The sequence below is a fragment of the Mesorhizobium sp. M7A.F.Ca.US.005.03.2.1 genome, assembly GCF_003997795.1.
Lineage (GTDB): Bacteria > Pseudomonadota > Alphaproteobacteria > Rhizobiales > Rhizobiaceae > Mesorhizobium > Mesorhizobium ciceri.
Genome location: NZ_RZRP01000081.1, coordinates 1 through 12,873 on the forward strand (window position 1 = coordinate 1; position 12,873 = coordinate 12,873).

Annotated in this window: 9 protein-coding genes; 1 reads left to right on the top strand and 8 read right to left on the bottom strand. The window is 60.8% G+C overall.

The window, feature by feature from the left end:
- The first annotated feature begins 55 nt into the window (after nt 1-55).
- A complete protein-coding gene (locus EN991_RS07165) occupies nt 56-3,187 on the top strand; it encodes a DEAD/DEAH box helicase (protein WP_245460912.1) in 3,132 nt (1,043 codons plus the stop codon).
- 77 nt (nt 3,188-3,264) lie between these two features.
- Here the strand turns inward: EN991_RS07165 and cyoD are convergent, their stop codons facing one another.
- From cyoD to EN991_RS07210, 8 genes are all read right to left on the bottom strand, one after another.
- Nucleotides 3,265-3,675 (bottom strand): cytochrome o ubiquinol oxidase subunit IV, encoded by a 411-nt coding sequence (gene cyoD / locus EN991_RS07170; RefSeq protein WP_013525252.1) that lies wholly within the window; start codon nt 3,673-3,675, stop codon nt 3,265-3,267.
- Entirely contained in the window at nt 3,672-4,358 is a 687-nt protein-coding gene (locus tag EN991_RS07175; RefSeq protein ID WP_127368457.1) for a cytochrome (ubi)quinol oxidase subunit III, read from the bottom strand. Before EN991_RS07175 ends, cyoD begins: the two co-directional genes overlap by 4 nt.
- Nucleotides 4,355-6,358 (bottom strand): cytochrome o ubiquinol oxidase subunit I, encoded by a 2,004-nt coding sequence (cyoB, locus tag EN991_RS07180; protein ID WP_164766204.1) that lies wholly within the window; start codon nt 6,356-6,358, stop codon nt 4,355-4,357. The genes EN991_RS07175 and cyoB overlap by 4 nt, the downstream gene beginning before the upstream one ends.
- Before the next feature lie 2 nt (nt 6,359-6,360).
- Complete coding sequence (cyoA, locus tag EN991_RS07185; RefSeq protein ID WP_245460913.1) at nt 6,361-7,332, bottom strand: ubiquinol oxidase subunit II; 972 nt, start codon at nt 7,330-7,332, stop codon at nt 6,361-6,363.
- 556 nt (nt 7,333-7,888) lie between these two features.
- Entirely contained in the window at nt 7,889-8,758 is an 870-nt protein-coding gene (locus tag EN991_RS07195) for an MBL fold metallo-hydrolase (protein ID WP_127368459.1), read from the bottom strand.
- A gap of 522 nt (nt 8,759-9,280) precedes the next feature.
- Complete coding sequence (locus tag EN991_RS07200; protein WP_127368460.1) at nt 9,281-10,912, bottom strand: ABC transporter ATP-binding protein; 1,632 nt, start codon at nt 10,910-10,912, stop codon at nt 9,281-9,283.
- A complete protein-coding gene (locus EN991_RS07205) occupies nt 10,902-11,675 on the bottom strand; it encodes an ABC transporter permease (RefSeq protein ID WP_318014155.1) in 774 nt (257 codons plus the stop codon). The genes EN991_RS07200 and EN991_RS07205 overlap by 11 nt, the downstream gene beginning before the upstream one ends.
- A gap of 107 nt (nt 11,676-11,782) precedes the next feature.
- On the bottom strand, nt 11,783-12,829 hold the full coding sequence (locus tag EN991_RS07210) for an ABC transporter permease (protein WP_063173936.1): 1,047 nt from the start codon (nt 12,827-12,829) through the stop codon (nt 11,783-11,785).
- Nucleotides 12,830-12,873: the final 44 nt, after the last annotated feature.

Below are 12,873 nucleotides of genomic sequence, written 5' to 3' on the forward strand. Positions count from 1 at the left end.
GCACATTATCCATATAACTGCCTCGGAACGCAGCGCCGACGAGATCGTCGGGGCTTTGCGTCAGTTCCTGCCGCACGCGGAGATCATCTTGCTGCCGTCCTGGGATTGCCTGCCTTACGACAGGGTGTGGCCCACACGCGCCAATATGGGGCGGAGGCTTCGTGCGTTGTGTCACATGGCAACGAAGCCCGATCGTGCGCGCATCGCTGTAATGTCGATCGAAGCCAGTCTGCAGCGGGTGCCGCCCGCCCAGGTCATTGCTGGCGGTTTCGCAATTCTGGAGGTGGGACAAAAGTTCGACCGGGATGATTTCAGAACAAGGTCCGAAGCTTTTGGCTATGTCGTCGACGAGAGGGTCGACGAACCGGGTGAAATAGCTTTTCGGGGCGATCTCATGGACATCTTCCCCGCTGGCGCGGAGGACCCCGTTCGCGTCGTCCTTGGCCCAGACAGCTGCATTCGAGAGCTCAAGACCTACGATCCGATCAGTCAGCTCAGCGACCAGGTTCGAGACTCGATTGCTGTCGGACCGGCATCCGAGCTGATGTTTAAAGCTGGTGATCATCCTGAGCTGACAGCGATGCGCGCGACGTCGATGGAAGAGCGCCTGGTCGCATTATATGGCGCGATGCCATCTGTCTTCGACAGTGCGTCGAGCGCCTCAATCTCCTTCCTTGAAGGGATCGACGGGCAGCCGCTCGACAAAATTCTGGACCTGATCGAGGATGCACGCCGTGCCAGGCAGGAGGCTGCCGGGCGCGAGAAACCTTTGCCGGAACAATTTTACCTGTCGCGTGAAGAGTGGGATGCTTCCGTGCGCAACCGCTCCACGAGACTTGCCGTTTCTGCCGAGCGAGTTCCCAAATTCTTTCGCCAGGCCAGGCCCGGGTACGAAATCGCTGAATTCGTGACAAGGCAGACAAGCGCCGGGGCCAGGGTGGTGTTGACCGGCGATGCCTCTGAACTGCAGCGAGCAGATCGCTTGCTCAATAGAAAGCTAGGCCGGCGGGCTGAGGAAGCGGTCGACTTACCGCAAATACTTTCGGCCGCGAGAGGCTCTCTTCTCAAGGCTGGCTTCGGCCTCGATGAAGGGTTTGTCGACGCGCAATCCGGTATCGCGATGGTCGCCGCAGCCGACCTGTTTGGCCCTGCGTTGAAGGCGGATGCCGGCATGGCCGCAAGCATACTCGAACCCGAGTTGCGCATCGGCGACGTCGTCGTCCATGAAGACCATGGCCTGGGCGTGCTCGCGGCGGTCGAACAGGTCAACTTGGCTGGTCAGCACCAGGATGTTGTCAGGCTGGAATATCATGGCGGGGCTTCCTTGCTGGTTCCGGTCGACGACTTTGGGAAAATATGGCGCTACGGCTCGGAACCGGAGGCAGTGTCGCTCGATCGCCTCAACGGCGAGGGCTGGCCCAAGCGACGCGAGGCTGCGTTGCGCGAGATCGACAGGCTGGCCAAGCGCCTGGTGGGCCTTGCCGAGATGAGGTCCAGCCAGCCCGCCGAGATCATCAAGCCCTCCCGCGCGGACTTGGCCCGTTTTGCGGCGAAATTTCCCTATACCGAGACTCCTGACCAGGCCGCCGCCATCCGCGCTGTGCTCGACGACCTTTCCTCGGGGAGAACAATGAACCGGCTCGTCTGCGGTGATGTTGGCTTCGGCAAGACAGAGGTGGCTTTGCGTGCTTGCGCCGCCGCCGCCCTCTGCGGGAAACAGGTTGCGGTCATAGCGCCGACAACCGTGTTGGCACGACAGCACTATGAGACGTTCAGCCGCCGTTTCGCAGGAACGGGCCTGCAGGTCGCCCACCTGTCAAGGATGGTCGGGGCAGCAAAGGCAAAAGCGGCAAAGGAGGGCCTGCGGAGCGGCCAGGTTACGATCGTCGTGGGTACTCAGGCCTTGTCGTCCAGGAGCGTCACTTTCGCCAATCTTGGACTGCTGGTGATTGACGAGGAGCACCGGTTCGGCGTCAAGTTGAAGCTGGCCCTGCGGAACATGGCGCCCTGCCTTCACACGCTGAGCATGAGCGCCACGCCGATACCGCGGACGCTGCAATCGGCGCTGTCGGGCATCCAGGATGTCAGCGTTCTAAACTCTCCGCCCGCCAAAAGACGTCCCGTCCGCACGATCCTGGCAGCGTTCGATCCAGCATCGGTGCGCGCGGCCCTCTTGCGTGAATTTCACAGGGGTGGACAGAGTTTCTTCGTGGTTCCTCGCATCGAGGACATTGGCCCGGTCTCTGACCAGCTGAACAGGCTGGTGCCGGAACTCGGCGTCATGACGGCGCACGGTGAAATGAAAGGGAGGCAGCTGGACGAAGTCATGGTCGGATTCGCTGACGGTGATGGCGACATTTTGTTGAGCACCGACATCATCGAGAGTGGGCTCGATGTGCCTCGAGCCAACACCATCATTGTCTGGCGCCCGGACCGGTTCGGTCTGGCGCAGTTGCACCAGCTACGGGGTCGGGTCGGTAGAGGAGCGATGCAAGCGGCTGCGTTTCTTCTGACGGAACCTGGCGTTGAGCTGGCCGACGGCACCAGGGCCCGGCTTTCGACAATGCTTGCGCTCGATCGGCTTGGCTCCGGCCTGGCAATCAGTCAAAGGGACCTCGACCTGCGCGGCGCCGGCGATCTCTTCGGCGAAGATCAGGCTGGGCATATGAAACTGATCGGAGTGGGCCTCTACGAGCACTTGCTGGAGCGGGCGGTCTCGGCGGCTGGAGAAGGGGCCGACCCCAACAGGCAACTTGCCAACATCAACGTGCCTGCAAAAGGGGCTTTTCCCGAAAGCTATGTAAACGAGCCTACTGTCCGTGTTGGCCTCTATGCGCGGCTCTCTCGTATTCGTTCTGACTTGGACCTTGATGCATTCAGCGAGGAGCTCGAGGACCGCTTTGGTGACATGCCTGGCGAAGTGACCGTTCTGCTGGAACTTACCAGGTTGCGGATAGCAGCGTCGGAACTGGGTGTCGGCAAAGTTGATGTTGGGCCCGAAGCCGTCGCGATCACCTTGCGCAACAAGCCACTGGCGTCACGATGGCGGGACAGGAAGGTGTTGGGCCTGGAGTACCGAAACGGCCGCGTGATTTTCAGGCGGATCGAGTCCCGCGTCTCAGGCATCGATGCCGTTCGCTTGGCGCTAGATGCCATACGTGCAGTTCAGCCAAAGCACGAGGTCTGACGAGCCTTTTATCTCCACCGCGGCGGTACAATGTACCAGCTTCATATTCACCTCAGCCAAGACTAGCAGGGCGAGGTTTAAGGCATCGTTCCGGCTTGATGGGCCGTCATGGCGGCCATGTTCTCGTTCAGGTGGGCCATGATCCAAACCGAGCCCAGGACCACCAGCGCAACGATCAGCACGCCGAAGGCCAAGGCCAGGATGTTGTTGGTGTTGTCCGGCCCGGTGGTCAGGTGCAGAAAAAAGACTAGATGCACACCCATCTGCGCAACAGCGAGCACCACCAGGGCCGAAATCACCGCCGGCTGGTAAATCAGATCGGTTTGAGCCGCCAGGAATGACGCGATCGTGAGCAGGATGGCCAGGCCGTAGCCGATCACATAGCCCAACAGCCCTCCAGCCACTTCGTGCTCGGTTATACGTTCCTCGCCCGGTGCGGAATCGCGGCGGTCCTGCATCTCGCCGGGCCTGCTCTCGGTGTCGGTCATGGCGATGCTCCCAACAGATAGACCAGGGTGAAGAGGGCGACCCAGATGATGTCGAGTGCGTGCCAGAAAAGCCCGAAGCAGTGGAGCCGCCGCAAAATATCCGACCGAAAACCCTTGACCCATAGCTGCGCCATCATTGTGCCCAGCCAGAGCAGCCCCAGCCCGACATGGGTGCCGTGGCAGCCAACGAGCGCAAAGAAGGCTGATAGGAATGCGCTGCGCGAAGGCCCCGCCTGCTCGCCGATCATCGCCGCGAATTCCTGTACCTCCAGAAACAGGAAGGCTGCCCCGAGCAATCCGGTGACGAGCAGCCAGGCCTGCGTTGCAGCCATCGATCTGCGATGGGTCGCGAGTATCGCCAGGCCACCGGTGAAGCTCGACGTGAGCAGAAGGCCCGTCTGCACCGCAACGCGGGTGGGCTCGAACAAATCCTTGCCGGTCGGTCCGCCGGCGGTCGCCTTGGCAAGCACGGCATACGCCGCGAAGAAGGCCGAGAATATGATGATGTCGGACAGCAGAAAGATCCAGAAGCCATATGCCACGGTGACGAATTTCGAGGCCGGGCCGCCTTCACCGTGGCCGGTCGCGGAGCGCACGCCGTGTCGGCCGCCCTGACCAAGCCGATAGGGGTCTCGGGCCTGGGTGCCCGCGCCGAAGTCGCCGGGTAGCGCGTGATCGCTCATGCCGGCCGCTCCCAGCGCCGCAGCCGGGCTGACTGTGCGGCCTTGTGGTCATCGTCGATGCGCGCGACCTCTTCGGCGGGAATCTCATAATCCCCATGATCGCGCCAGGCGAAGACGACGAAGGTCGCGTAGGCGCCGATGAAGCCGACGATCGCCAGCCACCATATGTGCCAGATCAGCGCGAACCCGATCAGCGTGCTGAAGAAGGCGGTGACGAAGCCTGTCGGGCTGTTGCGCGGCATCTCGATAGGCTCGTATCCTTGCTCCGCACCGGGCCTCTTCTCCTCCCTTGCCCGTTGCTTGATGCGCCAGTAGGGCTCTTCATCCTCGACGTAAGGCAGCCGCGCGTAGTTGAAAACGGGGGGAGGGGAAGACGTCGACCATTCCAGTGAACGCCCGTCCCATGGGTCGCCTGTCTCATCGCGAAGCTTGTCGCGATGTCGGATCGAAACGGCGAGTTGCATGATCTGCAGTGCGGCCCCGGCGATCATCACCAGCACGCCGAACACGGCCACCACCAGCCATGGCGCCCAAAGATCCATGTCGATATGCTGCAGGCGCCGCGTCATGCCGAGCAGACCGACGATATAGAGCGGCACGAAGACCAGCATGTAGCCGGCCAAGGTGACCCAGAATGCGGCCTTGCCCCAGCCTTCGTGCAAGCGGAATCCGAACGCCTTGGGAAACCAGTAGGTGAAGCCGGCGAACGCGCCGAACAGCACGCCCGAAATGATGACGTTGTGGAAATGCGCGACGAGGAAAAGGGAGTTGTGCAGCACGAAGTCGGCCGGTGGAACGGCAAGCAGAACGCCGGTCATGCCGCCGACGGTGAAGGTGGTCACGAAGCCCAGCGCCCAAAGCATCGGCGTGTCGAAGCGGATGCGCCCGCCATACATGGTGAAGAGCCAGTTGTAGATCTTCACCCCGGTGCCGACGGCGATGACCGACGTGGCGATGCCGAAGGCGGCGTTGACGTCTGCTCCGGCGCCCATGGTGAAGAAATGATGCAGCCAGACCATGAACGAGACGATGCAGATGAACATCGTGGCCGCGACCATCGAACGGTATCCGAACAGCGGCTTTGACGAGAATGTCGAGAAGACCTCGGAGAAGATGCCGAAGGCGGGAAGCACCAGAATGTAGACCTCGGGATGGCCCCAGGCCCAGATCAGGTTGACGAACATCATCTGATTTCCGCCGGCTTCGTTGGTGAAGAAATGGAAGCCGAGATAGCGGTCCAGCGTCAGCATCGCCAGCGTGGCGGTGAGGATCGGGAAGGCTGCGACGATGAGCAGGTTGGACGCGAGCGAGGTCCAGCAGAACATCGGCATTCGCAGGTAGCCCATACCAGGCGCACGCATCTTGAGGATGGTCGTCACCAGGTTGACGCCGGTAAGCAGAGTGCCGACGCCGGAGATCTGGATCGACCACAGATAGTAATCGACACCGACGCCCGGCGAGTAGGTGGTCTCCGACAAGGGGGCATAGGGCAGCCAGCCGGTGCGCGCGAACTCACCGATGACAAGCGAGATGTTGACCAGCAGGGCTCCGGAAGCCGTCAGCCAGAAGCTGACGGAATTGAGTGTCGGAAAGGCTACATCGCGTATGCCAAGCTGCAGCGGTACGGCGAAATTCATCAGGCCGATCATGAAAGGCATCGCCGCGAAGAAGATCATAATCGTGCCGTGCGCGGAGAAGATCTGGTCGTAATGCTCCGGCGGCAGGTAGCCCGGCCCGTGGATCGCCAGCACCTGTTGCGTGCGCATCATGATGGCATCGATGAAGCCACGCAGAAGCATGAGCATCGCCAGCACAATATACATCACGCCGATGCGCTTGTGGTCGACCGAGCTTATCCACTCGTTCCACAGATAGGGCCAGTAGCCCTTCACCGTTATCCATCCAAGCACGGCGACCGCTGCCAGAAAGACGCCGAGAGCCGCGACGAGCGGGATGGGTTGATCGAAGGGAATGGCCGACGAGTCGAGCTTGCCCAGCATCGTCATTCCGCCCCTTCTGCCTGTGGATGATGCCCCGTCGGCGGCGCCGCCGCGGGCAATGCCTTTGGGCTCACCTGTGGCTCGCCGCCGGCGGCACTTTCGGCCGGCCCCGGACCCGGGGGCAATATCTGCTGAGCGACGGCATCGAACAGCCCGGGCTGAACATGGCCGAACGTGGACGGCGGCACGTTGGTGCTTTGCCGGGCGAGCTCGCGATAGGCATTCGCGTTGAGCACGCCGCCGCCGCCACGCAGCGACGACGTCCAGCGGGTGAAGGCATCGGCTGAAACCGCGCTCACGCTGAAGTTCATGTCCGAGAAGCCGTCGCCGCTGAAGTGCGCCGACTGGCCGAAAAAGCTGCCCTCGCGGTCGGCCTGCAGATGCAACTCGGTCTGCATGCCGTTCATGACGTAGACCATGCTGCCAAGCTGGGGCACGAAGAACGTGTTCATCACGCTGGCCGAGGTCAGCTTGAAATGAACTGGAACGCCGGCGGGGATGACCAATTGATTGACAGCGCCCACGCCCTGCTCGGGATAGAGGAACAGCCATTTCCAGTCGAGCGCCACCACCTGGATGTCGAGCGGCGGCTGCGCGGAAGGGATCGGTTTGCGCGGATCGAGCTGGTACGATCCGTAATAGATGAGCCCGCCAAGGAAAAGGATGGTGAGCGTCGGGATCGACCAGACGATCAACTCGATGCGCCCCGAATAGGTGAACTCCGGGTCATAGCGCGCGTCGCTGTTCGAGGCGCGGAATTTCCATGCGAAGGCCAAGAGCGCAACAAGCGTCGGAACAACGATCACCAGCATCACCGCCAGTGAGTTCAAGAGGATCGTGCGGTTGCCCGAGCCAATGGGTCCTTGCGGGTCGAGCACACCCCCCGCACAACCGGGCAAGAATGCGATTGCCGGGATCCAGAGCAGTTGCCGCCCCGGCTTGGGGCTGGATGGCAACAACACTTGCTCGGCCACCAATCCTGGAGAGGACGCGTTCTTGGGGCACGCGCTCTTGGCACTTCTCATCTGAAGCCTTCCTCTGAACCAACTTCAAGGCGCGTGGCCGGGGTGCCGCCCTCCGCCGGACGAAGGACCTAACTGGCGCTTCCCCGGTTTGTTCCTCCTCGCTGGCTCGTGCACAAACTCCAATTCGGCGGCACGGCGATGGAGCACAGCTAAGTCGATCACCCCATCAAGCTGGTGGAGCCGGGACCGCTCCACGGTTTTGGCCCATGAGCGAATCGACGCCAGTCATGGCTAGTGCCCGAACTTCTTGCCGATCGCCGCGCCGGCGGAGAGGACACGTCCTTCGGGGTGCTCGTTTTCCATCTGACGTCTGCTCCTGATGCGGGATTTTTCGGGGCTGGCCGCAAGTCGCCCAAGCGTGCAACGCCTAACTGGCGCCTCCCGGGATTGTTCCGCTTGTCAGTGTTTGGGCGACATGGGCGCGACCCGAGGGGGGAACTCTACCTGCTCGAGAGATGGAGTTGTTCAACGTGACCATATTCACAACGACGGCGGCTCGGTTACCTCAGCTATTTGCAGCCGTCGCTGGCTCGCGTACGAATTTTGATTTCGGCGGGACGGCGAACACCGTGAAGCGCTCAGCCAGACTGTCAAGAGCTTTACGCATGCCCACTCCAGCGGCAGCCGCACCGTGTCCAGTGATGACCATCTGAGGGTTCAGGTCAGCCAGACGCTTCACAGATCTTTCCGCCGCATCCCAGTCCGGCGTGAAGTAGCGCGGCGGACCGTGCATCTCGAGATCCTGGACGGCGACCTCATAGACCGACTCCTGACCGGTGGTGATGAAAGCGTCCCCTACGATCAGCGAGCGGTCTTCCTCGCGCCAGAGCGAAATGTGACCAGGGGCGTGCCCGGGTGTGTGCAGCCATTGCCATCCGGGCATTCCGGGGACCGATCCGTCGGCGGGCAAGAGTTCCAATCGGTTGCCAAGATCGATCGGCCCGCGTGGAAAGAGCGGCGAAAGCAGCGCCATCAGTCCGCCCCCGACCCAGGGATCCGGTGGCGGATAAGATTCAGTTCCGTCCAAATAGGGTCGCTCGAGTCGATGCGCGAAGACGGGCACCTCCCACCTATTCGCGAGGTCCAGAACCGTTCCCACATGGTCAAAATGGCCGTGTGTCAGGATAACCGCGGCAGGCCGTGCGTTGGTGCCAAACCGCTTTTCCGCGACCGCAAGAATACTGCTTCTCGACGTCGGCAACCCCGTATCTATTAGCACCCAGTTCCGATCTCCGCTGCGCGGTGCGCCGAAGAACACGACATTGACGATTGCCAGCCGCAAATAACCCAGGTCCGGTGCGATGCTCCAGGCACCGTCGCCATGATCTTCGCGCCTGGCGTGGTCGATCTCGGAAAGTCGAATCTGAACGGTCATGATCCCGTGCCTCGGTTGTTGCTGCGCGTTCATCGGCGGCGGTGGTACATGCCGAACTTGGGCACGGCCCCCTTGTTCCTTCCTTGATCCTCGTTCGCCACCCGGATTGCAGACAGTGCGACTAACCCGACGTTATTTATTAACTGGTTACGAGGCGGTTCGCCCAAATTGAGTCAAGAAGCTAGGCCACCCATTCGCTGGCTGCATTTATCTTACACCCCTTGGCAGCTTTGCTGCCCAATCTTGGTCATTGAGAGATTAGCAGCCGCTTCCAAAAAGCAGACATCACAGGGACTGCGTCGTAGCTCCGATGTGCCTCAGAGCGCTTCTTTTAAGCAAACAGAAGCTGCCGTTCGTGAGCTAATACCGAGATCTCCTGGGTCGCCAGCTTTCTTAGCGACGAAACGGTGAAATGGTTGGCTCCGTTTGTCGGGCTGGCCAGCCCGATTGAAGCGGAGCACGATCATGCCCTTCAAAGCACGTGGAAGGATGCCAGGGGCCTAGGTGGACGGGGTCCCCCTCTCAGACTTTCCGGCCGGCCAGCAGCCTTGTAAGCCAGTCCGGATCCATTTCCGGTACGGACGACAAAAGCCGTTCGGTGTAAGCGGCATGGGGAGGTGTGAGAACTTGGCTCTTCAGTCCCTGTTCAACGACTTTGCCCTGGTGCATGACAACGATTTGGTCGGCTATCGCTCTTACGGTAGCAATGTCGTGGGTAATGAAGATGTAGCTCATTTCGAGTTCACGCTGCAGGCGCATGAGAAGCTTGAGGATTTCCTCTTGGACGATCTGGTCGAGCGCGGACGTGATCTCGTCACAGATGATAAGCTCTGGATCGGCTGCCAACGCCCGGGCAATGCAGACGCGTTGCTTTTGGCCGCCCGATAGCTCGCCAGGCAGGCGTTCCAGAAAATCCTCGCTCATCTCGACCATGTGCATAAGTTCGCAGATCCGGCGATCCTTCTGCGCGCCCTTTAGGCCGAGGTAGAATTCGAGCGGCCGAGCTATGATTTCTTCGACCGTCTGGCGCGGATTCAGGGCGTTGTCGGGCATTTGGTAAATCATCTGCATGCGGCGCAGGACCTCCTTCGGCCGCGTCTTCAGGCTCGTGGAAAGGGGCTGCCCGGCAAAAGAAATCAAACCTGAAATTGGCGGCAAGAGACCGGTGACGACTCGCGCGAGCGTCGATTTGCCCGAACCGGATTCGCCGACCACGGCCACGGTTCTTCCGCGCGGGACCTTGATGGAGACATCCTGGAGCACCTTGACCTTTCCTGCATAGGCCGCGGTAACGTTGTCTATCGTCAGCAGATAGTCATCGGCTGGAACTTCGGGCTTGGCGAGCTTGCGTACGGCCCAGAGCGTTTTGGTATATTCCTGGCTGGGCGAGGCCAGCATCTGGCGTGTATCAGCCTCCTCTACGGTGCGTCCGTGGCGCAGAACCATGATACGATCCGCCATTTGCGCCACCACCGCCAGGTCATGCGTCACGTAGATTGCAGCGGTGTTGAATTCCTCCACGATGTTGCGAATGGAAGCTAGAACTTCAACCTGCGTGGTCACGTCGAGCGCGGTTGTTGGCTCGTCGAATATTATGAGGTCCGGACGACAAGCCATTGCCATCGCTGTCATTGCCCGTTGCAACTGCCCGCCGGAGACCTGATGAGGATAGCGAAAGCCTATGGTCTCCGGTTCTGGGAGTTGAAGGCGTCGATAAAGATCGACGGCGCTCCGGTTCGCCTCTTCCCGGCCGGCAATTCCATGCGCCACCGCTGTTTCGACGGTTTGTTCCAAGAGCCGATGTGCCGGATTGAAAGAGGCAGCCGCGCTTTGTGCGACATAGGCAATGCGGGAGCCCCTGAGGCGACGGCGCCCTTTTTCATTGACTGCCAGAAGATCAATCCCGTCGAACAGGACCGAGCCTTGCATGATCCGGCAGCCCGGCTTGGCATAACCCATTGCGGCAAGGCCAATGGTGGACTTGCCGGCGCCTGATTCGCCGATCAGGCCAAGAACCTCGCCCCGCTTCAGCGTCAGATCGATCCCGCGGACAATCGGATGCCAGCGCTCGTCCGAGAACCCCTCCACATGCAGATTGCGGATTTGAAGTAGATCCTTGCCTTTTTCGCGTGAGCCTGGACCGCTACTTTTCATCCCGCAACCCGCTTGTTGCGTGCAGGAACCAGTCCACAACGAAATTCACGGACACGGTAAGGAGAGCAATCGCGCCGGCCGGAAGTAGCGGGGTGACGTCGCCGTAGGTGATCAGGGTCGCGTTCTCGCGCACCATTGATCCCCAATCGGCCGTCGGCGGCTGAATACCGACGCCGAGAAACGACAGCGCCGCGACTGTCAGGAACACGAAGCAGAATCGCAAGCCGAACTCGGCGACCAGTGGCGGCATGACATTGGGAAGGATTTCCTTGGCGATGATCCATTTTGGTCCCTCGCCGCGTAATCGTGCCACCTCGACATATTCCATCACCGCCACGTTAAGCCCGACGGCGCGAGAAAGCCGAAAGACCCGGGTGGAATCGAGAAGCGCAATGATGACAATCAGGCTCGTGATCGAAGAGCCGAAGATCGTCAGCAGCACCAGCGCGAAGATCAGACTCGGGATTGACATCAGCACGTCCACCGCACGTGACAAGATCTGGTCGAGCCACCCCCTGTACAATGCGGCAAGAAGGCCGAGCGAGACGCCGACCGCGAAGGACAGCAACGTGGTCGCGACCGCGATAGCGATTGTGTTGCGCGCACCGTAGATCAAGCGGGTGAGCATGTCGCGGCCGAGCTGATCGGTTCCCAGTTTGAACTCCTGGCTCCACGGCGCGAAGGCTTCGCTGAAAACCTGCGTCTCGCCATATGGGGCTATCCAGTGCGCGAAGACCGCAACAAAGACGTAGCCGAGGATCACAACGATGCCGAACCACGCGCTGAACGGTGCCTTCTTCAGCGCTGTTTTCGCCCGGGTGGCACGCGAGCGCCTCAGCCTCTGAAGCTCCGCGACAGATTCGGATCTGGTCATCGTGGGTGCAAGAGCCTGGGATTGGTGGCGATGGAAATAATGTCGGCTAGCAGGTTGAGAAGGATGTAAGTCGCGGCGAAAATCAGGGCGCAGGCCTGGACAACCGGAACATCCCTGGATTTTACCGCGTCAACCATCAGCTGGCCGATACCGGGGTAAACGAACACGACCTCGACCACGACCACTCCGACGATGAGATACGCCAGATTGAACGCGACCACAGTGACGATCGGAGCCCAGGCATTGGGCAGGGCATGCCTCAGCACGATCACCATCGGGGACATTCCCTTGAGGCGCGCCATATCGATGTAGGGGCTTGACAGCATGTTGATGATGGCCGCTCGGGTCATGCGCATCATGTGGGCCACGATTACAAGTGTAAGGGTGATTGCCGGCAGGGCGACTTTCCAGAGATGCTCCCAAAATGGCGTCTGATCGTTCACATTCGACAATGTCGGAAATTTGGGAACCGCATTGAGCGCCCAGTTCAGCGAGACAGTGAGCCAATGAGGCAGCGTTTGAGCGAAATCGGATCCGATGAACGTGTCGCGCGAGATCACCAGGTAGGCGAGCATATAAGCGACGAAAAATTCCGGGAATGAAATGGTTGTCAGTGTCGCGACATTCACCAGCCGGTCGAACCAGCCGTTGCGGTACAGCGCAGCCAGAATGCCAAGCCCCAAGGCCAGGGGAACGGCTATCAGCGCCGTCACCGCTGCAAGGAACATCGTGTTGTAGAGGCGGGGTGCGATGATCTCGGCCACGGTACGCCGATATCCGGTGCGGCTCGCAAACGAAGAGCCGAAATCGCCATGGAGCATCTGGGCGACCCAAGCGAAGTAGCGCTCGACAGGCGGACGATCGATGCCGATCTCCCGCTGAAACGCGGCGACCGTTTCGGGCGTCGCCGACTGCCCGAGCGTGGCCTTGGCGAAGTCGCCTGGGAGCATCGCGATCGCAGAGAAGATGATGATGGACACGATAAACAAAGTGACCAGACCGAGGCCAAGGCGCTGCAGGACCGTTCTTGCGACGGGGTTCATGTGCGTGGCGTTTCCCTTTGGGCGGCAACCCTGCACTCGGAGCC

What these genes read in the sequence shown, in the direction of transcription:
- cyoD (WP_013525252.1), bottom strand. Translation starts at nt 3,675, where the DNA reads ATGACCGACACCGAGAGCAGGCCCGGCGAGATGCAGGACCGCCGCGAT.
- EN991_RS07210 (WP_063173936.1), bottom strand. Translation starts at nt 12,829, where the DNA reads ATGAACCCCGTCGCAAGAACGGTCCTGCAGCGCCTTGGCCTCGGTCTG.
- EN991_RS07200 (WP_127368460.1), bottom strand. Translation starts at nt 10,912, where the DNA reads ATGAAAAGTAGCGGTCCAGGCTCACGCGAAAAAGGCAAGGATCTACTT.
- EN991_RS07195 (WP_127368459.1), bottom strand. Translation starts at nt 8,758, where the DNA reads ATGACCGTTCAGATTCGACTTTCCGAGATCGACCACGCCAGGCGCGAA.
- cyoB (WP_164766204.1), bottom strand. Translation starts at nt 6,358, where the DNA reads ATGCTGGGCAAGCTCGACTCGTCGGCCATTCCCTTCGATCAACCCATC.
- EN991_RS07175 (WP_127368457.1), bottom strand. Translation starts at nt 4,358, where the DNA reads ATGAGCGATCACGCGCTACCCGGCGACTTCGGCGCGGGCACCCAGGCC.